21 protein-coding genes are annotated in these 26,972 nt (G+C 63.6%); 12 read left to right on the top strand and 9 right to left on the bottom strand.

The genetic code is table 11. The annotated features are described in order from the left end of the window. Positions 1–322 precede the first annotated feature (322 nt). The 9 genes from FQ705_RS21390 to FQ705_RS21350 all read left to right on the top strand — a co-directional run bounded on the left by FQ705_RS21390 (position 323) and on the right by FQ705_RS21350 (position 12,381). Complete coding sequence (locus FQ705_RS21390) at positions 323–1,351, top strand: bile acid:sodium symporter family protein (protein WP_144144033.1); 1,029 nt, start codon at positions 323–325, stop codon at positions 1,349–1,351. A 272-nt stretch (positions 1,352–1,623) separates the two neighbouring features. Beyond that, the gene (locus FQ705_RS21385) at positions 1,624–3,474 is read left to right on the top strand and encodes an EAL domain-containing protein (protein ID WP_144144032.1); all 1,851 of its coding nucleotides are present in this window, start codon (positions 1,624–1,626) and stop codon (positions 3,472–3,474) included. 194 nt (positions 3,475–3,668) lie between these two features. After that, a complete protein-coding gene (locus FQ705_RS21380; RefSeq protein ID WP_144144031.1) occupies positions 3,669–4,655 on the top strand; it encodes a LacI family DNA-binding transcriptional regulator in 987 nt (328 codons plus the stop codon). Further along, positions 4,652–5,935 carry an AGE family epimerase/isomerase gene (locus tag FQ705_RS21375; RefSeq protein ID WP_144144030.1) on the top strand — a complete coding sequence of 428 codons (1,284 nt, stop codon included), beginning with the start codon at positions 4,652–4,654 and terminating at the stop codon, positions 5,933–5,935. The genes FQ705_RS21380 and FQ705_RS21375 overlap by 4 nt, the downstream gene beginning before the upstream one ends. Next, complete coding sequence (locus FQ705_RS21370) at positions 5,932–6,849, top strand: carbohydrate kinase family protein (protein WP_144144029.1); 918 nt, start codon at positions 5,932–5,934, stop codon at positions 6,847–6,849. Before FQ705_RS21375 ends, FQ705_RS21370 begins: the two co-directional genes overlap by 4 nt. 119 nt (positions 6,850–6,968) lie before the next feature. Then, on the top strand, positions 6,969–7,199 hold the full coding sequence (locus tag FQ705_RS21365; RefSeq protein WP_144144028.1) for a hypothetical protein: 231 nt from the start codon (positions 6,969–6,971) through the stop codon (positions 7,197–7,199). Positions 7,200–7,267: 68 nt separating this feature from the next. Continuing rightward, positions 7,268–7,513, top strand: a complete 246-nt coding sequence (locus FQ705_RS21360) for a hypothetical protein (RefSeq protein ID WP_144144027.1) — start codon at positions 7,268–7,270, stop codon at positions 7,511–7,513. Positions 7,514–7,596: 83 nt separating this feature from the next. Then, complete coding sequence (locus FQ705_RS21355; RefSeq protein ID WP_144144373.1) at positions 7,597–8,568, top strand: ion channel; 972 nt, start codon at positions 7,597–7,599, stop codon at positions 8,566–8,568. A 225-nt stretch (positions 8,569–8,793) separates the two neighbouring features. Continuing rightward, entirely contained in the window at positions 8,794–12,381 is a 3,588-nt protein-coding gene (locus FQ705_RS21350; RefSeq protein ID WP_144144026.1) for an indolepyruvate ferredoxin oxidoreductase family protein, read from the top strand. Positions 12,382–12,448: 67 nt separating this feature from the next. Here the strand turns inward: FQ705_RS21350 and FQ705_RS21345 are convergent, their stop codons facing one another. After that, on the bottom strand, positions 12,449–13,153 hold the full coding sequence (locus FQ705_RS21345; protein ID WP_144144025.1) for a copper homeostasis protein CutC: 705 nt from the start codon (positions 13,151–13,153) through the stop codon (positions 12,449–12,451). 35 nt (positions 13,154–13,188) lie between these two features. Continuing rightward, positions 13,189–14,466, bottom strand: a complete 1,278-nt coding sequence (locus FQ705_RS21340; protein WP_144144024.1) for an EAL domain-containing protein — start codon at positions 14,464–14,466, stop codon at positions 13,189–13,191. Between the two features lie 395 nt (positions 14,467–14,861). Between FQ705_RS21340 and FQ705_RS21335 the strand changes: the two genes are divergently transcribed. Next, positions 14,862–16,517, top strand: a complete 1,656-nt coding sequence (locus FQ705_RS21335; protein WP_144144023.1) for a Na+/H+ antiporter — start codon at positions 14,862–14,864, stop codon at positions 16,515–16,517. A gap of 86 nt (positions 16,518–16,603) precedes the next feature. On the opposite strand, the gene FQ705_RS21330 is transcribed toward FQ705_RS21335, so the two are convergent. The 7 genes from FQ705_RS21330 to FQ705_RS21300 all read right to left on the bottom strand — a co-directional run bounded on the left by FQ705_RS21330 (position 16,604) and on the right by FQ705_RS21300 (position 24,681). Further along, positions 16,604–17,911, bottom strand: coding sequence for a solute carrier family 23 protein (locus tag FQ705_RS21330; RefSeq protein WP_144144022.1), 1,308 nt, complete (start codon positions 17,909–17,911; stop codon positions 16,604–16,606). 124 nt (positions 17,912–18,035) lie between these two features. Then, positions 18,036–19,601, bottom strand: coding sequence for a methyl-accepting chemotaxis protein (locus FQ705_RS21325; protein WP_144144021.1), 1,566 nt, complete (start codon positions 19,599–19,601; stop codon positions 18,036–18,038). A 385-nt stretch (positions 19,602–19,986) separates the two neighbouring features. Next, the gene (locus tag FQ705_RS21320) at positions 19,987–20,601 is read right to left on the bottom strand and encodes a DUF2239 family protein (RefSeq protein ID WP_144144020.1); all 615 of its coding nucleotides are present in this window, start codon (positions 20,599–20,601) and stop codon (positions 19,987–19,989) included. An 89-nt stretch (positions 20,602–20,690) separates the two neighbouring features. Further along, positions 20,691–22,238 (bottom strand): sensor domain-containing diguanylate cyclase, encoded by a 1,548-nt coding sequence (locus FQ705_RS21315; protein WP_144144019.1) that lies wholly within the window; start codon positions 22,236–22,238, stop codon positions 20,691–20,693. Between the two features lie 153 nt (positions 22,239–22,391). Beyond that, positions 22,392–23,093: an epimerase gene (locus FQ705_RS21310; RefSeq protein WP_144144018.1), complete on the bottom strand. Its 702-nt coding sequence runs from the start codon at positions 23,091–23,093 to the stop codon at positions 22,392–22,394. Continuing rightward, the gene (locus FQ705_RS21305) at positions 23,090–24,040 is read right to left on the bottom strand and encodes an SDR family oxidoreductase (protein WP_144144017.1); all 951 of its coding nucleotides are present in this window, start codon (positions 24,038–24,040) and stop codon (positions 23,090–23,092) included. The genes FQ705_RS21310 and FQ705_RS21305 overlap by 4 nt, the downstream gene beginning before the upstream one ends. 68 nt (positions 24,041–24,108) lie before the next feature. Beyond that, a complete protein-coding gene (locus FQ705_RS21300; RefSeq protein WP_144144016.1) occupies positions 24,109–24,681 on the bottom strand; it encodes a TetR/AcrR family transcriptional regulator in 573 nt (190 codons plus the stop codon). Positions 24,682–24,808: 127 nt separating this feature from the next. On the opposite strand from FQ705_RS21300, the gene FQ705_RS21295 reads away from it, so the two are divergent. Continuing rightward, on the top strand, positions 24,809–25,075 hold the full coding sequence (locus FQ705_RS21295; RefSeq protein WP_144144015.1) for a hypothetical protein: 267 nt from the start codon (positions 24,809–24,811) through the stop codon (positions 25,073–25,075). A gap of 118 nt (positions 25,076–25,193) precedes the next feature. Further along, positions 25,194–26,858, top strand: a complete 1,665-nt coding sequence (locus FQ705_RS21290; RefSeq protein ID WP_409934730.1) for a methyl-accepting chemotaxis protein — start codon at positions 25,194–25,196, stop codon at positions 26,856–26,858. Positions 26,859–26,972: the final 114 nt, after the last annotated feature.

The following is a 26,972-nucleotide window of genomic DNA, read 5'->3' as shown; positions in this document are numbered from 1 at the left end:
TTAAAAAGCTTACTGGACGGGCGTTTTGGAGACAGGACAGAAGAGATTGCGTCTGATGAATCGCGAGCCGGTTTGCTGCCCGATTGGTTAATTCGACATGGACCAAACGTGGCAGGTCGCCAATACTGGAATAACTGGCGAACCGCCATGCTCGAATTCGAGCGGCCGCGCATGTTGATGCGCGATCCTCATTAATCGATTCGGCAAATGAATTTGCTTTTTCAATCGATTTTCAACAACAATAGTGTTTCCCATAGCCCGGACGACGCTTTCACAAGCGCGTCTTGCGCGCTCTTCCGCATCACCGAATCGAGATTTCGACATGGCTCGCCCGAAACTGCTTCCCGACAATTTCACCTTGTGCCTCGTGGGCACCGTGATTTTTGCCAGCTTCGTCCCGGTTCACGGGCAGGCCGCCGTTGGGTTCAACTGGCTGACGAACGTGGCGGTCGGCCTGCTGTTTTTCCTGCACGGCGCCAAGCTCTCACGCGAAGCGATCGTGGCGGGCGCGACGCACTGGCGCCTTCATCTGGTAGTGCTGCTCAGCACGTTCGCGCTGTTTCCGCTGCTCGGCCTCGCGCTGAAACCGCTCCTTTCGCCACTTGTCACGCCGGCGCTCTACGCGGGGGTCCTCTTCCTCTGCACGCTCCCCTCGACGGTTCAATCTTCGATCGCGTTTACGTCGATCGCCAAAGGCAATGTACCGGCTGCCGTATGCAGTGCGTCGGCCTCGAGCCTGCTCGGCATCTTCATCACCCCCGCCCTCGTCAGCGTCGTCGTCGCCAATCAGGCTGCCGCCGGCGGCGCTTCGCCGTGGCATACGGTGGGCAACATCGTGCTGCAACTGCTGGTGCCGTTCGTGGCGGGGCAACTGCTGCGTCCGCTGATCGGCAAGTGGATCGAGCGCAATCGCGGTGTGCTCAAGTTCGTCGACCAGGGATCGATCCTGCTCGTGGTGTACGGCGCGTTCAGCGAGGCCGTGAACGAAGGCCTTTGGCATCAGATCCCGCTCTCCGCGCTCGGCGGCCTCGTGGTGGTGAGCGCCGTGCTGCTGGCCCTCGCGCTGGCGGTGACGATTTTCGTCAGCAAGCGACTCGGCTTTAACCGGGCCGATCAGATCACGATCATCTTCTGCGGCTCGAAGAAGAGCCTCGCCGCCGGCGTGCCGATGGCCAAGGTCATCTTCGCCTCGCATGCCGTGGGCGCCGTCGTGTTGCCGTTGATGCTGTTCCACCAGATCCAGTTGATGGTGTGCGCCGCGCTCGCGCAGCGCTGGGGCGCGCGCGACACCAGCGGTGAGACTCACGCCGCTGCGCGCGAGCGGAGCGCCGCCGCCGTGGCGCGGCGCTAGATACGCGCGCAATGCAAACAGGACATTCATAAGCGCCCTCCCTGAGCGTCATTTTCAAAAAGCCGCCTCGTGCGGCTTTTTGTTATTTCACGCTCAAACGCCGCCGCTGTCGCCTCAGCCTGATGGCATAGGCGAAGTCCTAATGCCTGGTAACCCCGACCAGCATGCGGCCCGCTTACGCACCACCCCGGTGCAACGTTTCACTAAAAGTTCACTTAATTCCGCCCAGCCCAAGCCGATAAGCCGGAGGTCGATCGCTACGCCTACCTGCCATGCAACTTCGCTCGCCCTCCCGATCCGCCGCGCCGCGCATCGAGGAATTGATCGCCCGGCGTGATCTGTCCGCCGTATTTCAACCGATCATCGATTTCGAGGACGGCGCGATTCTCGGCTACGAAGGCCTGATCCGCGGGCCGGCCGGCACGTCGCTGGAGACGCCGTTCGCACTTTTTTCGCAGGCACTCGACCAGGGCTGCGCGATCGAACTCGAACGCGCCGCCGCGCGCACCTGCATCGAAGCGTTCGCCAAACTCGATTTCGATTGCAAGCTGTTCCTCAACTTCAGCGCAGGTGCGATCCGCCAGCTGGCGCAAGCGCCCGAGGACACGCTCGCGTTGCTGCGCCATCGCGGCCTCGATCCGCAGCGCATCGTGATCGAGTTGACCGAGCAAAGCTCGATTCCCGACGTCGGCAGCTTCGCGCGCGTGATCGACGCGATCCGCGCAGCCGGCGCGCAATTCGCGCTCGACGACTACGGCACCGCGAACGCCAGCATGAATCTGTGGGTGCGCCTGCAACCGGACGTCGTGAAGATCGACCGCTTCTTCATCCACGACATTGCCAGCGATCCATTGAAGTTCGAAGCCGTGCGCGCCATGCAGCATTTCGCCAGCGCGAGCGGCGCGAAGCTCGTGGCCGAGGGCATCGAAAACGAAGCGGATCTGATCGTGGTACGCGACATGGGGATCGGCTGCGGACAAGGCTATTTCTTCGGCCGCCCGCATGCGCAACCGGCCCGCAAAGTGACCGACGACGCCCGCGACGCCCTGCGCGCCGGCCACATCGCCGTGTTTCCGGAGGCGACGCGCACCGTGAGCAGCGCTTCGCCTTCGGGCGGCATGGCGTCGGCCAAGATGCTGGTGCACGCGCCCGCGCTGCCGCGCCGCGCAACCAACAACGACGTGCTCGAACTGTTCAACCGCCTGCCGGACCTGCACGCGGTGGCGGTCGTCGAACATGACGAGCCGGTGGCGTTGATCAACCGCCGCAGCTTCATGGACCGCTACGCGCTGCCCTATCACCGGGAGCTGTTCGGCAAGCGCCCTTGCCTGCAATTCGCAAACGCCTCGCCGGTGATCATCGAGAAATCGATGACGGTCGAGCAGATGGCCAAGCTGCTCGCGAGCGACGACCAGCGTTACCTCGCCGACGGCTTCGTCATCACCGACGACGGCAAGTACGCCGGTCTCGGCACCGGCGAGAATCTGGTGCGCGCCGTGACCGAGGTGCGCATCGAAGCCGCCCGTTACGCCAACCCGCTCACCTTCCTGCCGGGCAACATCCCGATCAGTTCGCACATTGCCCGTCTGCTTGGCAACGATGCGGGCTTTTACGCGTGCTACGTCGACCTCAACCACTTCAAGCCGTTCAACGATCAGTACGGCTATTGGCAAGGCGACGAGGTGCTGAAATTCGCCGCCGCCGTGCTCGCGGACGTGTGCGACCCGACGCGCGACTTCCTCGGCCACGTGGGCGGCGACGACTTCCTGATCCTGTTCCAGAGCGACGACTGGCGTGAACGCGTATTGCGCGCGATCCATGCATTCAATGAAGGCGCGCAACGTTTCTATGCGCCCGCCGACCGTCTGGCCGGCGGCATCCACGGTGAGGACCGGCGCGGCAATCCGACCTTCTTCGGTTTCGTGACGATGGCGATCGGATGCGTGCGGGTCGAGTCGGCCGGCGGCCCGACGCTCTATAACAGCGAGGAAATCGCCTCGGTCGCGGCCGTGGCCAAGCGGCGCGCGAAGCAGGAAACCAGCGGTTTCGTGTTGATCGACGCGGAGGAAAGCGTGGCGCTGCTGAGAGGCCAAACCGAAGCCAGCCACGCCCTCGTGAACTGAAACGGCACGGGGAAATGCCCGTTCGAGAAGATGTTTAGTCCATTTTACTAAACAACATATTTCGAGCCAACCTCAACAGATACGGGTATCTCCGGGTCTGGTTCGCTTGCTTTTCTGGCTGGGTTGAACGCGTTTTACTATACAATCGCCGAACTCCAACAGTTGCGGCGGCCCACATGCGGCCGCCTGAATCGATGGCCACAACCATCCGCGACGTCGCCCGCGCGGCCAGCGTGTCGATCGGCACCGTTTCACGCGCATTGAAAAACCAGCCCGGCCTCTCGGAGGCCACCCGCGTGCGGGTCGTCGAAGCGGCGCGGCAGCTCGGTTATGACGCCGCCCAATTGCGGCCGCGCATTCGCCGGCTCACTTTCCTGCTGCATCGTCAGCACAATAACTTCGCGGTCAGTCCGTTCTTCTCGCACGTGCTGCACGGTGTGGAAGACGCCTGCCGCGAACGCGGCATCGTGCCTTCGGTGCTGACCGCCGGTCCCACGGAAGACGTGATCCAGCAGATGCGCCTGCACGCGCCGGACGCCGTGGCGATTGCCGGTTTCGTCGAGCCTGAAACGCTCACCACACTGGTCGCCATGCAGCGTCCGCTCGTGCTGATCGATCTGTGGGCGCCCGGCCTGCGCTCGGTGAATCTCGACAACGCCGCAGGCGCCATGCTCGCCATGCAACATCTGTTCGAGCAGGGGCGCAAACGCATCGCCTTCATCGGCGGCTCGCTCGCGCACTTCAGCATCGCGCAGCGCGCGCTCGGCTACCGGCGCGCGTTCTTCGAAGCGGGGCTGTTGTTCGACCCGTCGCTGGAAGTCACGATCGACGCCGGCCTCGACCCCGACAGCGGCGCCGCGCGCGCCATGCATCAACTGCTCGATGCGCCCGGTCCGCGCCCCGACGCGGTGTTCGCCTATAACGACGCCGCCGCGCTCGCCGCGCTGCGCGCCTGCCTCGCACGCGGTTTGCGCGTGCCTGACGACCTTGCCATCATCGGCTTCGACGATATTCCCGCCGCCGCGCATGCCACGCCGCCGCTGTCGACCATTTCGGTCGACAAGGAAGCGCTGGGCCGGCGCGGCGTCGAACTCCTGCTAGAAGACGCACCCGCCGAACCGGAGGTCCGCCTGCCGGTTCATCTCATCGCCCGTGCCAGTACTTTGGTGAAAACGCCATGACGCAATCCGACTCGCTTCATCCCGCTAACAACCCTACTCCGGTGCCGTCCGTCGCCAGCTTTCGCGATCGTGACGTCCTGCTCTCGCATGTGCAGGACACGCTGCGCTTTTACGCGCCGAACGTGTTCGATCCGAGCGGCGGCTTTTTCCATTTCTTCCGCGACGACGGTTCGATCTACGACAAGACCACGCGGCATCTGGTGAGCAGTTGTCGCTACGTCTTTAACTACGCGATGGCGTATCGCCAGTTCGGCGACCCGCAGCATCTCGAGTACGCGCGCCACGGTCTGCGCTTTCTGCGCGAAGCGCATTGGGACGCGCAACACGAAGGCTACGACTGGGAACTCGAATGGCGCGACGGCCACAAGCGCACGCTCGACGCGACGCGTCACTGCTATGGCCTCGCCTTCGTTCTGCTCGCGTATTCGCATGCTGCAATGGCCGGCATCGAAGAAGCGAAGCCGATGATCGCCGCGACCTTCGAGCTGATGGAACATCGCTTCTGGGACGCCGCCGCCGGTCTCTACGCCGACGAAGCGTCGCCCGAATGGCGCGTCAGTTCGTATCGCGGGCAGAACGCGAACATGCACACCACCGAAGCGTTGCTGGCCGCACATGAAGCGACCGGCCATCTCGTCTATCTGGATCGAGCGGAACGGGTGGCGTCCAACATCACGCTGCGTCAGGCGAAGCTTTCGCAAGGTCTGGTGTGGGAACACTTTCACGCGGACTGGTCGGTGGATTGGCACTACAACGAGGAAGACAGTTCGAACATCTTCCGCCCGTGGGGCTTCCAGCCTGGCCATCAAACCGAATGGGCCAAGCTGCTGCTGATCCTCGAACGTTTCCGTCCGCTGCCGTGGCTGCTGCCGCGCGCGATCGAACTGTTCGACGCCGCCATGACGCACGCCTGGGATGAAGACCACGGCGGCCTCTACTACGGCTTCGGCCCGGACGGCACCGTCTGCGACCACGACAAGTATTTCTGGGTCCAGGCCGAAACCTTCGCGACCGCCGCGCTGCTCGGCAAGCGCACCGGCAACGAACGCTTCTGGGACTGGTACGAGGAGATCTGGCGTTACAGCTGGACGCACTTCGTCGATCATAAATACGGCGCGTGGTATCGCATCCTCACCTGCGACAACCGCAAGTACAGCGACGAAAAAAGTCCGGCCGGCAAGACCGACTATCACACGATGGGCGCGTGCTACGAAGTCCTCGCGCACGCACTGCCCGACGGCGCGGCCGCCGCGCCCGAATCCGCGGAGCAAGCACAATGACCACCCCGAACGCGAACAGCGAATTCCCCGTCTTCGTTTCCGCTGGCGACATCCTCACCGATCTCGTGCGCACCGGCGCCTCGCAGTGGCTCTCCCGGCCGGGCGGCGCCGGCTGGAACGTCGCGCGCTGCGTGGCGCGGCTCGGTTTGCCGACCGCCTGCGCGGGCTCGCTGGGCGTCGACAACTTCTCCGACGAGATCTGGAACGCGAGCGTCGCCGCCGGGCTCGACATGCGCTTCATGCAGCGCGTGGAGCGTCCGCCGCTGCTGGCGATCGTGCATCATACGCATCCGCCCGCGTACTTCTTCATGGGTGAAAACGGCGCCGATCTCGCCTTCGATCCAGCCCACCTGCCGGCCGGCTGGACCGCTCAGGTGAAGTGGGCGCACTTCGGTTGCATCAGCCTCGTGCGCAAACCGCTCGGCGACACGCTCGCCGCGCTCGCGGCCGAATTGCGTTCGCAAGGCGTGAAGATCAGTTTCGATCCGAACTACCGCAATCTGATGGAGCACGGCTACGAGCCCACGCTCCGCAAGATGGCCGCGCTCGCCGATCTGATCAAGGTGTCCGACGAAGATCTGCGTCTGATCTTCAAGACCAACGACGAAGCCAGCGCACTCGCACAATTACGCGCGATGAATCCGGCCGCCACCGTGCTGGTGACACGCGGCCCGGAAACCGCGGTGCTGATCGACGGCGCGATGGTGGTCGAAGGCCGGCCGCCGCGCGTCGAAGTGGTCGACACGGTGGGCGCGGGCGATGCCTCGATCGGCGGTCTGCTGTTCAGCCTGATGACCGCGCCGCAGCGCGCCTGGCCGGAGCATCTGGAGTTCGCATTGGCGGCCGGTGCGGCCGCTTGCCGGCACGCCGGCGCGCACGCGCCTTCGCTCGACGAGGTCGTCGCCCTGCTGTAATCCGGTCGTCCTGCGTCGCGCACAGTGGCGGAAGGTGGAGCGAAAGGCACGCTACACGCCCAGGCTCCACCATCGTGCTACGATGAAAAATCAAAACCTTCGGAAGGAGCAGCGACGCCATGGAGGACATCACTTACACCAAAGGCATCTACACGGCCACCGCATCGATCAGGGAAGTCAAGTTCGATACGTGGCAAGGCGTGGTCTCCCTCTCGCGCGACGAAGGCGATGCCCTCGCCGACCAGGAAACCACCGTCCATGAGGTCGACGCTACCTCGTCGACCCCCGAAGAAGCATTCGAAGAAGCCAAGGCGCTGGCGCACCGCATCCTCGGCAAACTCGAGCTTTAAGCAGACCGGCGCCGCGTCGGCAAACCGTTCGCGTCGCGCCACCCCGAATCAACCGGCTGGAGGCGATCATGGCTGAACAGCTCTTCCTCTACGGCGTGTACTCCATTCACGTCCGCCCCATCGAACTCAACGGCGCGCGCTGGGACGCGGAATACGAAATCCGGCATCGCGAGAAAGCGGTGAAAACATGGACGACGATTGGCGGCGACACCGGTTACGGCGACGAAGCCGAAGCCGTCGCGGCAGCCCATCGACAAGCGGTGGACGACATCGAACACGGCGCCGGCATTCCCCGGCCAAGAGCCTTTCCGTAGCCTGGAAAACCGCGCGCCTGCAACACCGCGTGCCAGCGGCACGCATGCTACGCTTGCGCCGTTTTCATCTCCACGAGCCCATGATGGCAACCGAACCGTCAGACCGTTTTCCCGGCATGGCCGACACCGATGCGGCCGCCGCCAAGCGTCGCGCGCGCGGCAGCCGCGAAATGCGTCTGGACGATCGGGTGGTCGTGGCGCACGGTCTGCCTACTCCGTTCTGGCTGGACCTTTATCACCGTGCGCTAGTACTGCGCTGGCCGACCTTCTTTGTCTCGTTGGCGCTGCTGTTTCTGCTGCTCAACACCGCGTTCGCCACGCTCTACATGCTCGGCCATGCATCGATCGCCAATCAATATCCGCCGGGTTTCGGCGGCGCGTTTTTCTTTAGCGTCGAAACTCTCGCGACGGTCGGCTATGGCGACATGCATCCGCAAACCGTCTACGCGCACTGGATCGCCACGCTAGAAATCTTCGTCGGCATGTCGAGCATCGCATTGGCGACCGGTCTGATCTTCGCGCGCTTTTCGCGGCCGCACGCCAAGATCATGTTTGCCCGCTACGCGATCATCCGGCCGCTCGATGGCCGCATGACCCTCGTGGTGCGGGCCGCCAACGCGCGTCGGAACGTGATTGCCGAAGCGCACGCGAAGCTGCGCATCATGCGCCAGGAGACCACCGTCGAAGGCTACACGCTGCGCAAGCTCTACGACCTGACGCTGGTGCGCGAGCAGCACCCGGTGTTCAAGCTGGGCTGGAGCATGATGCATGTCATCGACGAAAGCAGCCCGCTGTTCGGCGAAAACGCGGAGACGCTCAAGAGCCGCGACACGACGCTCTGGCTCACGCTGGAAGGCGTCGACGAGTCGACCTCGCAGACCATGCAGGCGCGTCACATGTGGACCTGCGAGCAGATTTTCTGGCAGCACCGTTTCGTCGATATCCTGACCGAACGGGACGGCGTGAGCTACATCGATTATTCGCACTTCGACGAGGTCGTGCCGCTCGACGCCGCGCCTCTCTCGGCGTCCGTCGTGAAGGCGTCGGCATCGTAAGTTCGGAGCGTGTCGGACCCCAGGGCATACCCGAAGCTCGCCATCGCGTGGCAGATCCACCTCAAAACTTCATTAAAACAGGTGGCTCTTCTCGCTCATTCGCCCTCAGCGGACCAAAGTAGGAATAAATCACTCTAATCGGCGCTAAAAAATAGAGTCTCTTTCGCGACGTCACCTTCGTGGTCCCCACCACTGCGCGCGGATGCAAAAAATGGAGACTCACCCATGACCGCTCGCCTGCCCATCGACGGCACGCCCGCTCTCGCCGACTACAAGCTGTCCGACAACCTCACCGCCACGCGCGGCCGGATCTTCCTGACCGGCACGCAAGCGCTGGTGCGCCTCGCGCTGATGCAGCGCGCGCTCGACAAGGCTCGCGGCATGAACACCGCCGGCTTCATCAGCGGCTATCGCGGCTCGCCGCTCGGCATGGTCGATCAGCAGTTGTGGAAAGCAAAAAAACTGCTCACGGCGAGCGATATTCGCTTCTTGCCCGCGATCAACGAAGAACTCGGTGGCACCGCCGTGCTCGGCACGCAACGGGTCGAATCGGACCCGGAGCGCACCGTCGAAGGCGTGTTCGCGATGTGGTACGGCAAGGGCCCCGGCGTGGACCGCGCGGGTGACGCGCTCAAGCACGGCAACGCCTACGGCTCGTCGCCGCACGGCGGCGTGCTGGTGGTGGCAGGCGACGACCATGGCTGCGTGTCGTCGTCGATGCCGCATCAGAGCGACTTCGCCCTGATGGCCTGGCATATGCCGGTGGTGAATCCGTCGAATATCGCCGACATGCTCGAGTTCGGCCTGTATGGCTGGGCGATGTCGCGCTTCTCCGGCGCATGGGTCGGCTACAAGGCGATCTCCGAAACGGTCGAATCGGGCACCACGGTCGATCTCGACGCGCTGCAAACCGACTGGGCCGTACCGCAGGATTTCGAAGCGCCAACCGGCGGCCTGCATAACCGCTGGCCCGATCTGCCGAGCCTGACCATCGAATCGCGCATGCACGCGAAGCTCGACGCCGTGCGTCACTTCTCGCGGGTGAACAGCATCGACAAATGGATCGCGCCGAGCCCCGATGCCAACGTGGGGATCGTAACGTGCGGCAAGGCGCATCTGGACTTGATGGAAACGCTGCGCCGGCTCGACCTCACCGTCGCCGATCTGGAAGCGGCCGGTGTGCGCATCTACAAGGTGGGCCTGTCGTTTCCGCTGGAGATGACGCGCATCGACGCGTTCGTCTCCGGTTTGTCTGAAGTGCTGGTGATCGAGGAGAAGGGCCCGGTCATCGAACAGCAGATCAAGGACTATCTCTACAACCGCACGCAAGGCACGCGGCCGATCGTGGTCGGCAAGAATGCTGCGGACGGCACGTTGCTGCTGTCGGCGCTCGGCGAACTGCGGCCGTCGCGCATTTTGCCGGTGTTCGCGGATTGGCTTGCGAAGCACAAGCCGGCGCTCGATCGCCGCGATCGCGTGGTCGATCTGGTCGCGCCGCACATTCTTTCGAACGCCGCCGACAGCGTGAAGCGCACGCCCTACTTCTGCTCCGGCTGCCCGCACAACACGTCGACGAAAGTGCCGGACGGATCGATCGCGCATGCGGGCATCGGCTGTCACTTCATGGCTTCCTGGATGGAGCGCGACACCACTGGCCTGATCCAGATGGGCGGCGAAGGCGTGGACTGGGCTTCGCATTCGATGTTCACGAAAACGCGCCACGTGTTCCAGAATCTCGGCGACGGCACGTACTTCCACTCCGGCATTCTCGCGATCCGCCAGGCGGTCGCCGCGAAAGCCACCATCACGTACAAGATTCTCTATAACGACGCGGTCGCCATGACAGGCGGCCAGCCGGTCGACGGCAGCATCTCGGTGCCGCAGATTGCGCGTCAGGTGGAAGCCGAAGGCGTGTCGCGCTTCGTCGTGGTGAGCGACGAGCCGGAGAAATACGACGGCCATCACGATCTGTTTCCGAAGGGCACGACCTTCCACCATCGCAGCGAGATGGACACCGTGCAACGCGAATTGCGCGACACCGACGGCGTGACCGTGCTGATCTACGACCAGACCTGTGCGGCGGAAAAACGCCGGCGCCGGAAAAAAGGCGAGTTTCCCGATCCCGACAAGCGTCTGTTCATCAACGAGGAAGTCTGCGAAGGCTGCGGCGATTGCGGCGTGCAATCGAATTGCCTCTCGGTAGAACCGGTCGAAACGGCGTTGGGACGCAAGCGTCGCATCGATCAATCGTCGTGCAACAAAGACTACTCGTGCGTGAACGGTTTTTGCCCGAGCTTCGTCACGGTGGAAGGCGGCAAGCTGAAGAAGGCCGCAGGCGCCGCGTTCGATCCGCAAGCGCTGGCGGCACGCGTTGAAGCCTTGCCGATTCCCGCGACGCATCTCGACGCCGCACCGTTCGACATTCTGGTGACGGGCGTGGGCGGCACGGGTGTCGTGACGGTCGGCGCGTTGATCAGCATGGCCGCGCACCTGGAAGGCAAGAGCGCGTCGGTGCTCGACTTCATGGGCTTCGCGCAAAAGGGTGGCTCGGTGCTGTCGTTCGTGCGCTTCGCCGCGCGCGACGAATGGCTCAACCAGGTGCGTATCGACACACAACAAGCCGACGTGCTGCTCGCGTGCGATATGGTGGTCGGCGCGAGCGCCGATGCGTTGCAGACGGTGCGTCATGGCCGCACGCGCATCGTGGTGAACACGCATGCGATTCCGAACGCGAGCTTCGTGACGAATCCTGACGCCACTCTGCACGCCGATGCGCTGATCGACAAGATGCGTCACGCGGCAGGTGCGGAACGCATGTCGACGTGCGACGCTCAAGCACTCGCTACGCGTTTTCTCGGCGACACGATCGGCGCGAACATTCTGATGCTCGGCTACGCCTGGCAACTCGGCCTCGTGCCGGTCTCGTTCGGCGCGATGATGCGCGCGATCGAACTGAACAACGTCGCGGTGCAGATGAATCAACTGGCATTCTCGATCGGCCGTCTCGCGGCGCAAGATCCGGCCGCGCTCGACGCGTTGTGGCAAGCGCGGCATCTCGCAAAACAGGCCGTCAAGGTCGATACGCTCGATGAGCTGATCGCCCATCGTGAAGGCCGTCTGCAGACTTACGGTGGCGCGAGCTACGTGAAGCGTTATCGCGCGCTGGTGGATGCGGCGCGTCGCGCGGAATCCGCAGTGGACGCCGGCAGCGAACGCGTGAGCCGCGCCGTGGCCACGACGTTCTATCGTCTGCTCGCGGTGAAGGACGAATACGAAGTCGCGCGTCTGCACACCGACTCGGCTTTCCGTGAAGCCCTCGAAGCGCAATTCGAAGGTGTCGCGGGCAAGGACTTCGGCATCAAGTTCAACCTCGCGCCGCCGACCATCGCGCGTCCGCAAGCGGGCAAGAATCCGACCAAGAAAACCTTCGGTCAATGGATGTGGCCGGTGCTCGGCGTGCTGGCGAAATGGCGCGGCTTGCGCGGCACGATGCTCGATCCGTTCGGCCGCACGCTCGAACGCAAGATGGAACGCGATCTCGCCGGTGACTACGAAACCACCCTTCAACGTGCGTTCGCCAAGCTGAACGCGAACAACCTGGAGGACGTTGCGAAGCTGGCCGATCTGCATGCCCGCGTGCGCGGTTACGGTCACGTGAAACTGGCGAATCTGGCGGGAGTGAAGCGTGGCGAGCGTGATCTCGCAGCGCGTTTGCAGATCGACGCGGCGACGAGTGAGTCGGTGAAGAAGTCGCTGGAAGAGGTGAAGGGCGCCGGACAGTTGCGCGGAATTCCGGTCGTCGTAGCAAAGTAAGCGGGGCGAAAAAATGCCGCTTCGGGTTCTCACCCGAAGCGGCATTTTTCTTTGCTGTCCGCCAGATTCAGTTAAGCGAGGTCATGTCGAGCAGGGCTCGGACTTTTGCCACCTTGTCTGCATCGACCGGTGCAAGGCCGTTGCCGCCGACGCGAACGCCCGAACCGAAATGCACGGCTTCAACCTGGGTACGGCTCACGAAACCGCCGATCGCCTCGACCGTCAACCCCGCGCCGGCCAGCACCGTGCAATGCGAGCCGGATGCCTGCCTGACCAACTCGCTGATCGTGTCTTGCGCGCCCAGGACCGAAGGCTTGCCACCCGATGTCAGAACATTCGTCACGGCATCGAAACCCAGCAATACATCGAGCGAGTTTCGCAAATCACGCGCTTCATCGAACGCGCGATGGAACGTGATGGCAAGACCATCGGCCGCATCGACTGCGCGCGCGAGACCCTCGCGGTCGATCTCCCCTCCCTCGTTCAGCATGCCGATCACGATACCGTTGGCGCCCGCGGTTCGCACCGCCCGCACGTCGCGCAGCATCACCGCGTAATCGTCGCGGTCATAGACGAACGAGCGGCTGTGCGGCCGCACGATCACATTGACGGGGATTTCAACGGCGGCCACCACCGCTTCGATCAAGCCGAGGCTAGGCGTCAACCCGCCTTCGCCCATCGCAGTGACGAGTTCTAGACGGTCGGCGCCCGCGCGCGCGGCGAGGCGCGCGTCGGCAACGGTCGTGGCAATGACTTCAAGAAGAACGGACATGAGCGCGGCTGGGTGTCGTCGAAAACGACATCATCTCAGAAGCGCTCTTCGTCCACCCAATCGATATCGCCGCACAGCACGCAAGTCTGCTCGCCGACCCGCGTCGCCACCGACAGCGTCACACACGGCAGCGCTTCGTTGATCGACAGATACGGCCGCGTCACATGCACGCGCTCGGGTGAATTGATCGCATCGCGGAAATATGGCCGACGCAGCCAGTTCGCGCCCTGCGCATCGGCGAGCGGCAGAAAGCGCGTCTCATGCGCCGCGCGATCCGCACGCAGCACGACGTTGCGTCCCGCCTGTTTGCCCTTGGCGTCGAGCAGGAAACAGCGCGCCGCGTGGTCGAGCGCGAGAAAATTCCAGCAGACTTCCTCGAGCGGCTCGCCGGCCGCGAGCCGTTCCGCGGCGCGCTCGAACGCCCGCAAATACGGCGCGAGACGACTCACGCTGCGACGCTCGCGCGCCTCGGTCTGGTCGCGATAACGCTCGGTCAGTTCGCTGATGCACGACGCCGCCTGCGCCGCATCGGCCGCGCCCGGATTCGGGCGGCCGAAGAAAAAGCCCTGCACGAAGTCGGCATTGCAGGCGAGCGCCATCTGCGCTTCATGTTCGGTTTCCACGCCTTCTATCAGCACCAGCTTGCCCGCTTCGTGCAGCAGGGCGACGAGGCCCGGCAGGATCGTCGCCATATCCGCGCGATGCGCGGCGTGCGACAGCATGATGCGGTCGAGCTTCACGATATCGGGGTTCAGTTGCCAGATCCGTTCGACGTTCGAGTGTCCCGCGCCGAAATCGTCGAGTGCGATCAGGAAGCCGCGCTCGCGGAACTGGCGCACGGCTTCGGCAAGACGCTCGAGGTCTTCCGCGCGATGCTCCAGCACTTCGAGCACGATGCGGCGCGGCGGCAGATCGAGTCGCTTCAAGGTGGCGAGCAGCGCGGCAGAGAGATACGGATCGGTGAGCGCGCCGGGATGCACGTTGAGGAACAGCCACTCCCGCTCGGCGCCGAGCACCTTGAAGTTTTCCAGATGAAGCGTCTGGGCGAGCCGGTCGACCTGCAGGACGTCGCCGATCCGCGCGGCCTCACCGAACACGTCGATCGGCGACACGGCGCGGTCGAGCGAGTCGTGCGCGCGCAGCAGTCCCTCGTAGCCGACTGCCCGCATATGCGACAGGCTGAAAATGGGTTGAAACACGCTCGTCAGCGTCAGTTCGCCATGCTGAGCCGAAAAACGTTCGAGCCCCGACGTTACTTCGACGTCGAAGCCATGCGGCGCGGCGGCCGTCCTTTCCTGTTGCGCAATCGTCATGCAATCCTCTCACGCGAGAGCCGGGCCGGTCCGAACGCGGAAGCGAACAACCTCGGCGCCGTTTCTCAAATGTGCGTCATCGATATGACTTAAGCAAGCTCCGTGCGCACGCTGGCGCACATTCGAAGGAAATTTGCGGACGGGATTGCACCGGCGCATGGTGGCGTGCGCCGCGTCCGGGCGTGACGCGCACCGTTGCGGTGCGTAGCAGGTTTGAGCGAGGAGCCGACTCGCGGGCAACCCGGCGCAACTCCCGGCCCACTGTTCTTCTGCCGCGCTGGCGATAGCGCGACACGGCATCGGGCTAAACTGCAGCCTTACGCCGCGTAAACGCTATGCGGCACTTTCATCGAACTTGACCGGGTGACACCCGTTATATCCCCACAAATAGACCGATGGAAATTGTTTTTACCGTACTGATTCTGCTGCTCGCCGTTGCCGGTTCCGGCATCGTCACGCGTGTGTTGCCGTTCACCTTGCCGCTGCCGCTCGTACAGATCGCCATCGGCGCGGTGCTCGCCTGGCACAGGCTCGGCTTGCACGTCACCTTCGATCCGGAAATCTTCATGATGCTGTTCATTCCACCGCTGCTGTTCGCGGACGGATGGCGCATTCCGAAGCGCGAGTTCTTCATGGCGCGGCGCTCGATCCTGATGCTCGCGCTCGGCCTCGTGTTCATGACCGTGCTGGTGGTCGGCTACTTCGTGCACGCGCTGGTGCCGGCGATCTCGCTGCCGGTGGCGTTCGCCCTGGCCGCCGTGCTGTCGCCGACGGACGCGGTGGCGCTGACCGGCATCGTCGGCAAGGGCAAGATTCCCGGTCGGTTGATGCATATCCTCGAAGGCGAAGCGCTGATGAACGACGCCTCGGGCCTGGTCGCGTTGAAGTTTGCGATTGCCGCGGCGCTCACCGGTGTGTTCTCGCTGCGCGACGCGTCGATCAGTTTCGTGGTCATCGCCGTGGGCGGCCTGGCGACGGGCGCGGCGGTGAGCTGGCTATTCAGCTTCGTGTCGGCGCGCTTCTTCTCGTTGACTGAAGAAGGCGATCCGGCGCCCGGCGTGGTGATGACCTTGCTGATTCCGTTCAGCGCCTATCTGATCGCCGAGCGCTTCGAGCTGTCGGGCATTCTGGCCGCCGTCGCCGCCGGCATGATGATGAACTACTCGACTCTTGCCAGCACCGGCCCGGTGTCGTCGCGCGTGCGTGCGAACAGCACGTGGACGATGATCGAGTTCGTCTTCAACGGCATGGTGTTCATTCTGCTCGGCCTGCAGTTTCCGCACATTCTCGGACGAGCATTGCTCAATGCGCACGAAACCAGCAATACCCAGGTCCTGCTGCTGATCGGCTATATCGCCGCCGTGGCGGTCGCGCTCTACGCAATGCGCTTCGTCTGGGTATGGCTGCTGCGCTGGTTCGCAAGCCGTGGCGCGGCGAAGCAGGGTATGACGAGCGCCGTGCCCGGTTTGCGCACGGTGGCGGTAACGACGGTAGCCGGCGTGCGCGGCGCCGTGACATTGGCGGGCGTGCTGTCGCTGCCGGAAATGCTGCCGGACGGCGCACCGCTGCCGGGCCGCGATCTGGCGATCTTCATTGCCTCAGGCGTGATCCTCCTGTCGCTGGTGGTCGCCGTGGTGGCATTGCCGCTGTTGTTGAGTGGTTGGCGACGTGGCAAGGACCCCCATCTCGCCGAAGAAACGCTCGCGCGCAAGATAGCGGCACAGGCCGCGATTCGCGCAGTCGACAAGGTCCACGATAAAGAGTGCTCGAATCTGGATGAGTCGTCGTCAGCGTATGCGGCCGACGTGACCGCGCGCGTGATGGACATCTACCGCCGCCGCCTCGCCACCTTCGACGACGAACAGGAGCCACGCGAACTGGCGCGGCGCGCCGATGCGCTGGAGTTCAGGATGAAGCTGGCGGCGATGCGGGCCGAGCGCAAGACGCTGCTGGCGTTGCGCAACAGTCAGGAGATCAACGACGAGACGTTGAACAAGCTGATGCGCGAGGTGGATTTGTCGGAGACCGCGCTGACGGCGCGCAGAAAATAACGCGGCGCGGGTCTTTTCGATCGTGACCGAAAAGAAACCGCGCCGCTGTCGAACTGCGAATACGTGTCGCCCTGTGCGGAGAAAAATCAGGCCACCGGACCTTGCGCCGGTTTCCTTCTCAGCAGCGCGTAAAGAATGATCGCGCCGAAAGTCGCGGTGCCGATGCCACCCAAACCGAAGCCACCGAGCTTCAGCGAGAAATCGCCCGCGCCGAGCACGAGCGTGACGGCGGCCACGATCAGGTTGCGGTTATCGGAGAAGTCGACCTTGTTGACGACCCAGATGCGCGCGCCCGTCACCGCAATCAGGCCGAACACGACGATCGACACGCCGCCCAGCACCGGCCCCGGAATGGTCTGGATCACCGCGCCGAACTTCGGCGAGAAACCGAGCACCAGCGCGATCACGGCGGCAATCACGAACACCAGCGTCGAATAGATCTTGGTCACGGCCATCACGCCGATGTTCTCGGCGTAGGTGGTCACGCCCGTGCCGCCGGCGAAGCCGGACACGATGGTCGCAAGTCCGTCGCCGAGAAAGGCGCGGCCTACATAACGGTCGAGGTTCTGACCGGTCATCGCGCTGACGGCCTTGATATGCCCGAGGTTTTCCGCCACCAGAATCACCGCGATCGGCGCGAGCAGCGTCATGGCCTGCAGGTTGAAGACCGGTGCCATGAAGTGCGGCATGCCGAACCATGCCGCGTTCGCGACCACGGCGAAGTCGATCGGCTTACCCATGCCGAGTCCGTTCGTGACGACCGCGTAGATCACATACGCCATCAGCAGGCCGACCAGAATCAGCAGACGCTGCAGCATGCCGCGCGCGAACACCGCGACCGCGCCGACGCACAGCACCGTCACCAGCGCCATCCACGAATCGAAGTTGCTGCCGCTTACGCCGTGCACGGCGATCGGCGCGAGGTTCAAACCGATCACGCAGACGATCGCGCCGGTCACGACGGGCGGCATCAGCGTTTCGATCCAGCGCGTGCCCACTGCCGAGACGATCAGTCCAATGATCGCGTAGACGACCCCGCACGCGATGATCCCGCCGAGCGCCACCGGAATGTTCAGGTTCGGACCATGACCGCCGTAGCCCGTCACCGCGATCACGAGGCCGATGAAGGCGAAGCTCGATCCGAGGTAGCTCGGCACGCGGCCGCCCACCAGCACGAAGAACAACAGCGTGCCGATGCCCGACATGAAAATGCACAGGTTCGGATCGAAGCCCATCAGCAGCGGCGCGAGCACCGTCGAGCCGAACATGGCGACCACGTGCTGGATGCCCATCGCGAACATCTGCGGCCACGCAAGGCGCTCTTCAGTACCGACGATGCGGCCTTCGACGCTGTTGGACTGGGCGCGCCAGCGGGGGAAATAGGAATCGGCCATGGCGGGGGTTCTCCTCTGTTCGGCGTTATTCGTGCTGAACGGCGCCGCTCGCGCCGCCGCCCAGTAATCAGGCGCGAGTGTACGGAGTGCCACCAGGCGTGGCAAGCGTCCTACGCGGCCGGCTTCAGCCGCCGCGCGTGTCCAGCGAAAACACCGTGACCGCCGCCTGCAACTGCCGCGCCTGATCCGCCATCGACGCCGCCGCGGCTGCGGCCTGCTCGACTAGCGCCGCGTTCTGCTGGGTCACGTCGTCCATCTGCGCGACCGCACGGTTGACCTCTTCGATCCCGGTGCTCTGCTCCTGCGAGGCCGACGAAATCTCCCCCATGATGTCGGTCACGCGCTTTACCGCGTGTGTGACTTCGGCCATCGTCTGGCCGGCCCGCTCGGCCAGTTCGGCGCCGCTATCCACGCGTGCCGTCGAGTTTTCGATCAGTTCCTTGATCTCCTTGGCCGACACCGCACTGCGCTGCGCGAGCGAGCGGACTTCGCCCGCCACCACTGCGAAACCGCGCCCCTGTTCGCCGGCGCGCGCCGCCTCCACCGCCGCGTTGAGCGCGAGGATATTGGTCTGGAACGCGATGCCTTCGATCACCGCGATGATGTCGGTCATGCGCTTGGAACCGGCCGCGAGGTCGCGCATCGTGTCGACCACGTCGCCGACCAGGTGACTGCCGCGCGCCGCCACTTCCGCCGCGCCGTGTGCCACGCCGCCTGCCTGCTGCGCGTTTTCGGCGTTCATTTTCACCGTCGAGGTCAGCTCCTGCATGCTCGACGCCGTTTCCTGCAGCGCGGCGGCTTGCTCTTCGGTGCGCTGCGAGAGATCGGTATTACCCTGGGCGATTTCGCCCGACGCCATCAGGATCGATTCGCTCGATTCGCTGATACCCGACACGATGCCCGCAAGCCGCTCGCGCATATTGCGCAGCGCGAACAACATGCTGTCGGTGTCGCCCGAGCGAGTGTCGACGCGCACGCTCAGGTCGCCGTCCGCGATACGGTTGGCGATCTGCATGGCGTACGCCGGTTCGCCGCCGAGTTGTCGCGCCAGCCGACGCGCAATCACCGCCGCCAGCAAAGTACCGGCGACGATCGCGCCGAGCACGAGCACGCTCATCGTAATGCGCATGTGCCGGTAGTCGTCGCCGGCTTCCTGCTGCGCTTCGTTGGCCTGCTGACGGCGATAGTCGATCAGCGCGGTAATGCTGTCGCGCAGCGCTTCGCTCGAAGCGATGGCGCGCCGCACCAGTTCGTTGTTGTCGACGCCGGCGGGAATCGGCTCGAGGCCAATCTGCTGATGCACGATGCTTTCCCAGATCGCCGACTTGCGCTGCACGTCGTCGAACCTGTCCTGGCCCTTGCCGGTCTCGATGGTCGGGCGATATTGATCGTAGGCGGCGTGCATGGTCTTCAGCGAGCCGACGATGCCGTCCTTGAGTTTTTGTCGGGCTGCGTCGTCGGCGGCGTAGCCGAGATTCGCGGCGGCCAGATCGGAATCGATCTTGTGGCGATTGGCCTCTTCCATCCAATAGAGACCATTGAGATGCTTATCGCAGATGGCATTGGTAATGTCGTGCATGGAGGACAGCGTGGTCAGCGCCGTCCCGCCGACCACGATGCAAAAACCAATCACCACGGCAAACGCCAGCAGCAGCTTTCTGAACACGGGCATGCGGTCGAACCACTTCATTTCACCATCCTTCACGAGTCACGACGGGACGCTGGAGCCGCGACGACATCGCAAAACTTTTCGCGATTTTTCCGGATACGTTGCGGCGCTCCCACCTCATTTACGGCGGCGCTCAGGCGACCTGAAGCAATAAATGGCGGGCATAACGAGGACAGGATGATGAAAGCAAACCGCATCGCAGCGATGTGCGAGCGCCTTACTCAGCGCGGCTTCCGAGTCATCAGTACGTTTAGGATTTGTCTGATGTTATTAGGCGCAGCGCCCGCTTAAACTTTAATTTCTGCGTTCACCCATGAGGGCGCAGCGATGTTGTTGTAACTCTCCGACTTTCCGCTCACGCTTCCCCAGTGTGAGCGGTTTTTTTTCGCCTCTACGCGCTGGTCATTTACGTTGGCGCGACGAACGCGGCTTCGGCAAGGCGCAAGGTGTGCTCGCGAATGTCCAGCGGCCACGCTGCAGCGATCGCTTCAAAACGCGCGCGGTCATCGGCGTACAGCGCGCGGGTGGCGTCCTCGTATTGCGGCAGATCGCCTGCGAGTGCCGTCATGAAGCGATAAACCGACTCTTGCGCCGCACGCCTGCGGTCCTTGTCCTCACCGCCCGCGCGCGCCGCCTCGACCAGTTTGCGCAGCGCGACCGACGCGCCGCCCGGTTGCCCGTTCAACCAATCCCAATGACGCGGTAACAACGTGACCTCGCGCGCCACCACCCCCAGTTTCGGACGACCTCGGCCACGCGGTGTGTCGTCTTGCGCTGCGTCGGTGGGTTGAGTGGTGGGGTCGGTGGTGGTCGGAATCACGAGGCGCGCTACGATTTCCTCGGGCGTGCCACGCAAATCGAATTCGACCGGACGGCTCGTGACGTCGTCGACAATCAGAACCGGCGCCTGTTCACCACGCATCAACAGCTGCCTGACGGCCAATGCCACTTCGGGCAATGCGCCGCTTGCGATCCGCCGGTGGCCTTCGAAAGCCGTGCACGTGATGGGATGAGAGGTCACGACAAACTCCTGTGGAAGAATTTGTCGAATTATACCCGGATAAAATTTAAAGGCAATATATTACCCGGATGAAATTAGGTATCCCTACGCTAGGTGGCGTTGCGCGCTTCCGTGGCTTGGGCGGCGTTGTCCCTCGCTGCGGATGAACCGTTCTCAGCAGATGTCCGCATTACCCCGCCATGACGTTGCACGCGGTTGCGGCCAGCGTCCTTGGCTTCGTACAAGGCGCCGTCGGCGGCGTTGATCAGCGCGCGAACCGTCGCGAAGCTGTCGTCGCGCATCGTGGCGGCACCGATACTGACCGTCAGCACATGATGCGAGCTCGCCACGTGGCGCAGTTGCAGCGAGTGGATCGCCGCGCGAATCTTTTCGGCGATGACGGCGGCGCCCGCCTCGTCGGTATTCGGCAGCAGCACGGCGAACTCTTCGCCACCGTAGCGCGCCGCCGTATCGCCCGGACGCCGCACGCTTTGCGCGATGCAACGCGCCACGGCGATCAACGCGTCGTCGCCGGCGGAATGGCCGTAGAGATCGTTAAAACCTTTGAACGTGTCGACGTCGATCAGCAAAGCCGACAGCGGCCAGCCGTTGCGCCGCTGACGACGCCACTCTTCTTCGGCGTGTTCGTCGAAGGTACGGCGATTGTTCAGGCCGGTGAGTCCGTCGGTCCGCGCGAGCGACCGCAGCTCTTCTTCGGCCGCGCGGCGATGCCGCAACTGGTGGGAGGCCGACACGGCCAGCGCGATGATCGACAGATCGAGTGCGGCAATCAGCGAGCCGATGATCCACGCGCGACGCCGCCATTCCATATAGATATCGCGCGTGGAGAGCGCGACGTCGAGGATCAGCGGATACATGTCGATGTGGCGGAATGCGTACCAGCGCTCGACGTTGTCGATCGCGGCCGTGCCGAAAAAGTCGCCGCTCGGCTGCTGAACGAAGCGGGAATAGTTGGACGTGCCGGTCAGGTTGATGCCGATGATCTTCGGGTCGTAAGGACGCCGCATCAACATCGTGCCATCGCTCAGCATCAGCGCCATCGAGCCGCCCGCACCGAGATTCATGCCGGCAAACAGGCGACGAAAGTAGGTCAGCCGCAAGGTGCCGACCACCACGCCGCCGAAGCTGCCGTCCGGCTTCGAGATGCGTCGGCTCAAGGCAATGCTGACTTCCTTGCTGCTCACCTTCGGGATGAATGGACGACTCACGTACAGACCGACGTTCGGCGACGCGCGTTGCACCTTGAAGTAATCGCGGTCGGCGACATTGGACTGGCGCGGCGGGAACGCCTGGGAGTCGAACTTGACATTACCGGCTTCGTCGACCACGACGAGCGACCCCATGTCTTTGGCGCTCGCGGCGCCGTCGAACAGCACCATCTGACGAATCGCCGGCTGCAATTCCAGCACGCCGGGCTGCTTCAGGCCATCGAGCACCGCGCGCAGCGACAGGTCGTAGATTTCCAGATTGCGCGAGACGTCACGCTCGACCAGCAATGACACGTTGAAAACCGAATCCTGAGCACGACGTAGTGCGTCGTCGCGCATTTGCGCGAGCACCCAGACCGCGATGGCAAGGATCGCGCTGGCCAGCATGATACTGATCGCAATCACGATATTCGGTCGGCGCGTCACCATTGGCGTGTCATTCGAGCATGCGCTGGCCCACGCGCGTGATGGAATGGGGCGCGTGTTCAAGGCGTCCCGAGAACCGGTAGCGTACCAGAGGTCGTGACGCGTCTAAGGCTCGAATAGACGGCTTTTTGCCGGCTCCGGGACGAATCGCTGAGCTCAGCCCGGATGTAGACCGGGCACCGGTGTATCGGCCTCACGGCTGAGCGCGCGGAGGTCGGCGGTTTCGAGCACGGCCTTGTCGGCGCCGTGCCGCGCGACGGCGAGCATGGCCCGGCCGATGTCCTCGGTACTCAGAATCTGATTAGGCAGGAGTGCTCGCAGCGTCGACAGAAACGGTTTGGCCAACGCGTAGAACAGCCGGTAGGAGCGGGTTTTCGAGCGAGCGCCATGCAGCGGTTCGATCACGCCGGGACGAAACAGGTACACCGCTTTGAACGGCAGCTTGCGCAGCGCGTTCTCGGTCTTGCCCTTCACGCGAGCCCACATGCCGCGGCCCTGCACGGTGCTGTCGGTGCCGGCGCCCGAGACGTATACGAAGGTCATGCCGGGGTTGAGCCGGCTAAGCGTCTGCGCGGCCGCCAGAGTAAGGTCGTAGGTCAGGCGCGTGTAGTCGGCCTCGCTCATGCCCGCCGACGAAACACCCAGGCAGAAGAAGCAGGCATCGAAGCCGACGAGCGAGCTTTCCTGCGCGCGATAGTCCATCAGATCCGGCTGGATCACCTCGGTGAGGCGCGGGTCGAGTTGTCCGGTGCGCATACGCCCGATGGTCTGAACCGCCTCGACGTCCGGCGCGCGCAAACATTCCCGCAATACGCCCTGCCCGACCATGCCGGTCGCGCCGAAAATCAATACTTTCATGTTGCGTGCTCCATGGCCGCGCGCGGCCAGCGCGCGTTGGTCAATGCTTCCGAGACTTCCCACAAGCGGGTGGCGACGGCCTGGTCCTGCGCCTGGCGTGCAATCCGCGCCTCGCCTGGCGGCCCTTTCAATTCGAACAGACCGGTCGGTCCGTAATAGCCGGCGGGCCGCGCCTCAGGGGCGGTCGCGGCGAACAGCGTCGGCAATGCGCCCTCGGCCGCCGACTGACTGGCGATCGGTTCCAGCGTGAAGCGACTCAGCGTCTGCATCAGACTGTCGGCACCCGGACCGTTGGCGATCAACCCGGTACGCGCGTAACCGGGATGCGCCGCATTGCTCAGCAGTCCCCAGCCATTCGCGTCGCTGCGACGCTGCAACTCGATTGCGAACATCAGCATCGCGAGCTTCGATTGCGCATACGACGGCCACGGCTTGTAGCTGCGCTGCCATTGCAGATCGTCGAAATGAATCGCAGCGCCGGTCTTGTGCGCGAGACTGCTGAGGTTGACCACGCGTGGCGCGCGGGCCGCCGTCAGCAGCGGCAGCAAATGCTCGGTGAGAGCGAAGTGTCCGAGATAGTTCGTGCCGAACTGGAGTTCGAAACCGTCCTCGGTGGCCTGGCGTTTGGGCGGCATCATCACGCCGGCGTTGTTGATCAGCAGATCGAGCGTGGCGTGCTCGCTCGCAAACTGATCCGCAAAACCACGAACCGAAGCGAGGCTGGCGAGATCGAGATGTGTGTATCGAATCGACGCCGCCGGATACTGCGCGCGGATCGTTTCGAGCGCAGCCTGCCCTTTCTGCGCGTTGCGGCCGGTCAGCACGATGTCCGCGCCCGCGCCGGCCAGCGCGAGCGCCGTCTCCAGACCGAGGCCGCCGGTCGCACCGGTAATCACCGCGAGGCGGCCCGTCTGACGCGGAATGTCCGCGGTGGTCCAATTCGCCATGCTGTTCGTCCTCAGGTTAGCTGCACGCAGATGTTTTCGGACGGCCTCGCCCGAGTGCGGGTAGGAAATCAGTGCCGGGCAATCGCGTTCCAGAACGCCTCGAAGCCGGCTTGCCGATACTGCTGCGCGTTCGCGGGTTCACGGGCGATGAAGTCCATGGTGGTTTCCGCCAGCGCGCTCATGATTGCCGACAGAAAAGCCGGCGGATGATCCCGTAACGCGCCGCTCGCCACGCTTGCCTGGATCATTTCGTTGATGTCCGCGAACGACTGCATGCCGGTCGCGCGCGTGTGTTCGGTCAGCCGTTCCGAGACGGCCAGTTGTGCCATGGCCCGGCGTCTGCGTGGCTGCGCGACGCCCCAGTCGACGAACTGGTTCCACACGTATTGCGCGCGCTCCCGCGCGCCGGCGTGTTTCGGATAATTGGCCATCATGACTTCGCGCAATTCGGCCTTGATATCCAGATACAAAGCGTTCAGCAGATCGTCCTTGTTCGCGAAGTAGGTGAAGAGCGTGCCCTCGGCGACGCCTGCCACTTTGGCGATCCGCGCCGTGGGCGCACCCAGCCCTTGCTCGGCGATGACCTCCGCCGCGGCGGCAAGAATGGCATTGCGTTTGTCTTCGCTTTTCGGGCGGGCCATGCAGGTCAAGTTCCAGGCTGAGCTATTAATGAGTGATTACTCAATCATAATATTGAATCCACGGGTGTTCAAGCGTTTTTTGCGCCATGCATAACGACGCCCGCGTCGCCCGGGCATCGCCAGGCAAATGAAAGCAGTCGCAAACGCCTGTTTTCAACACACGCCTAAATCCATGCAAGTAAATGAGAACTTCCCGGCTTCTTCGGTCATCGTGTGCAAGCTTATAGAGAAATACCCGCAAAGCCTTAAGTACGCGCAGCGCCGCTCCGATATCCCGTACATGGGATACCCATTTTGTGCCGGTTGCCGGCGCGCCGCGAATGGCGGCGCGTTGGCGGCGGCACCGAAGGGACAGACCGCGCACCCCGTTCCGGCTTATCGGGCGGCCAAGTAGACGCTCCCATGCCCGGACCTGAGAGTCCATTGCGAACGCCTTTTGAGTTTCGTTATTGGAGAAAATCGTGACATTGAAGAATCTAAGCATCAAAACCAAACTGATTGCCGGCTTCGGCATGCTGTCCCTCATCGTCGTCGCGGTGTCCGGTCTCTCGCTGAAGGCTTTGAGCGATTCCACCGACGGCTTCTCCAACTTCGTCCACGGCATCAACGCACGTGCGGACATGGCCGTGCAGGTGCGTACCGCCGTCGACCGCCGCGCGATCGCCGCGCGCAATCTCGTACTGGTGACCAAGCCACAGGATCTCGAACTCGAGAAAGCCGACGTGTTGCGCGCTCACGAAGACGTGCAGACCGATCTGAAAAAACTCAACGACATGATTGCGAGCGCGACCGACACGTCGGAGAAAGCACGCAGTCTCGTCGTCGACATCAACAAGGTGGAAGCCTTGTATGGTCCCGTCGCCACCGACATCGTCAACCTCGCGCTGGCCAACAAGCGTGATGAGGCGATCGTCAAGATGGACGACCAATGCCGGCCGCTGCTCGCCGCGCTGATTCGTTCGACCGACGCCTATGCCGACTACACGCGCTCGCGTCAGGAGCAGTTGATCAGCGACTACTCGGCGCACTACGAGATGCAGCGCAACGTACTGATCGCGATGAGCCTGATCGCGATCGCGCTCGCGATCGGCGCGTGCATCCTGATCACACGTGCGGTGACGGGACCGTTGCGCTTCGCAATCGATGTCGCGCGCACGGTGTCGGAAGGCGATCTGCGCACGCGCATTACCATCGACGGCAAGGATGAAACCGGCAAGCTGCTCAGCGCCTTGCGCGAGATGAACGAACGCTTGACGGCCGTCGTCGGACGCGTGCGCGACAGCAGCACGAGCATCGCCGGCGCGGCACGCGAGATCGCTGCGGGCAATATGGATTTGAGCCAACGCACCGAACAGCAAGCCGCTTCTTTGCAGGAGACGGCGTCGAGCATGGAACAGTTGACGTCGACCGTGAAGCAGAACGCCGACAACGCGCAGCAAGGCAGCATGTTGGCCGCGAATGCATCGACGGTGGCGCTCAAGGGCAGCGAAGTGGTCGGCCAGGTGGTGAACACGATGCACGACATCAGCGATAGCTCGACCAAGATCGCGGACATCACCGGCATCATCGAAGGCATTGCGTTTCAGACCAATATTCTGGCGTTGAACGCGGCCGTGGAAGCTGCGCGCGCGGGCGAACAGGGACGCGGTTTCGCGGTGGTCGCGAGCGAAGTCAGAAGCCTCGCGCAACGGTCGTCGAGCGCGGCCAAGGAGATCAAGGACTTGATCGCCACCTCCGTCGACAAGATTCGCGACGGGTCGGCGCTTGCAGGCGAAGCCGGCAGGACGATGACGGAGGTGACGCAGGCGGTCACGCGCGTGACGGACATCATGTCGGAGATTGCGGCGGCCTCGACCGAGCAAAGCCGCGGCATCGAACAGGTCAATGTGGCGATTACGCAGATGGACAACGTCACGCAGCAGAATGCCGCGTTGGTCGAGCAGGCCGCGGCTGCGTCGCGGTCAATGGAAGATCAGGGGCAACAGCTCAACGAAGCCGTGGCGTTCTTTCAGATTTTGAGCAGTGGCGCGCAGGCGGGTTCTATTGCGCGCACTGAGCCGACCCGTCGGGAAGTGACCGCGGCGCCGGTAAGGCGGGTCGCGCGTGCGATGCCCGCGCCGGTTGCGTCACTCGCCACCGCTTCGGGCGGTGCGGATGATGGGTGGGATAAGTTCTGATCGGGTTTTCTTGTGATTGAGCGCCTCGCGCGCGCGGGCCGCGTGCGGTGTCCGGGATGCCGGGAAGATCGATCGCGAACGATCCGATCTTCTCCGGCGCCGGTTTAAGTCTGC

The organism is Paraburkholderia sp. BCC1884 (assembly GCF_900996225.1).
In the GTDB taxonomy this organism is placed as follows: Bacteria; Pseudomonadota; Gammaproteobacteria; order Burkholderiales; family Burkholderiaceae; genus Paraburkholderia.
Note: the sequence above shows the minus strand (reverse complement) of the source record. Positions and strands in the feature narration are given on the sequence as shown.

Coding starts and splice junctions, on each gene's coding strand:
- FQ705_RS21385 (WP_144144032.1), top strand. CDS start 1,624: ATGCAACTTCGCTCGCCCTCCCGATCCGCCGCGCCGCGCATCGAGGAA.
- FQ705_RS21305 (WP_144144017.1), bottom strand. CDS start 24,040: ATGGCGAATTGGACCACCGCGGACATTCCGCGTCAGACGGGCCGCCTC.
- FQ705_RS21375 (WP_144144030.1), top strand. CDS start 4,652: ATGACGCAATCCGACTCGCTTCATCCCGCTAACAACCCTACTCCGGTG.
- FQ705_RS21315 (WP_144144019.1), bottom strand. CDS start 22,238: ATGGTGACGCGCCGACCGAATATCGTGATTGCGATCAGTATCATGCTG.
- FQ705_RS21390 (WP_144144033.1), top strand. CDS start 323: ATGGCTCGCCCGAAACTGCTTCCCGACAATTTCACCTTGTGCCTCGTG.
- FQ705_RS21345 (WP_144144025.1), bottom strand. CDS start 13,153: ATGTCCGTTCTTCTTGAAGTCATTGCCACGACCGTTGCCGACGCGCGC.
- FQ705_RS21325 (WP_144144021.1), bottom strand. CDS start 19,601: ATGAAGTGGTTCGACCGCATGCCCGTGTTCAGAAAGCTGCTGCTGGCG.
- FQ705_RS21295 (WP_144144015.1), top strand. CDS start 24,809: ATGAAAGCAGTCGCAAACGCCTGTTTTCAACACACGCCTAAATCCATG.
- FQ705_RS21310 (WP_144144018.1), bottom strand. CDS start 23,093: ATGAAAGTATTGATTTTCGGCGCGACCGGCATGGTCGGGCAGGGCGTA.
- FQ705_RS21350 (WP_144144026.1), top strand. CDS start 8,794: ATGACCGCTCGCCTGCCCATCGACGGCACGCCCGCTCTCGCCGACTAC.
- FQ705_RS21355 (WP_144144373.1), top strand. CDS start 7,597: ATGGCAACCGAACCGTCAGACCGTTTTCCCGGCATGGCCGACACCGAT.
- FQ705_RS21290 (WP_409934730.1), top strand. CDS start 25,194: ATGCTGTCCCTCATCGTCGTCGCGGTGTCCGGTCTCTCGCTGAAGGCT.
- FQ705_RS21300 (WP_144144016.1), bottom strand. CDS start 24,681: ATGGCCCGCCCGAAAAGCGAAGACAAACGCAATGCCATTCTTGCCGCC.
- FQ705_RS21370 (WP_144144029.1), top strand. CDS start 5,932: ATGACCACCCCGAACGCGAACAGCGAATTCCCCGTCTTCGTTTCCGCT.
- FQ705_RS21365 (WP_144144028.1), top strand. CDS start 6,969: ATGGAGGACATCACTTACACCAAAGGCATCTACACGGCCACCGCATCG.
- FQ705_RS21340 (WP_144144024.1), bottom strand. CDS start 14,466: ATGACGATTGCGCAACAGGAAAGGACGGCCGCCGCGCCGCATGGCTTC.
- FQ705_RS21335 (WP_144144023.1), top strand. CDS start 14,862: ATGGAAATTGTTTTTACCGTACTGATTCTGCTGCTCGCCGTTGCCGGT.
- FQ705_RS21380 (WP_144144031.1), top strand. CDS start 3,669: ATGGCCACAACCATCCGCGACGTCGCCCGCGCGGCCAGCGTGTCGATC.
- FQ705_RS21330 (WP_144144022.1), bottom strand. CDS start 17,911: ATGGCCGATTCCTATTTCCCCCGCTGGCGCGCCCAGTCCAACAGCGTC.
- FQ705_RS21360 (WP_144144027.1), top strand. CDS start 7,268: ATGGCTGAACAGCTCTTCCTCTACGGCGTGTACTCCATTCACGTCCGC.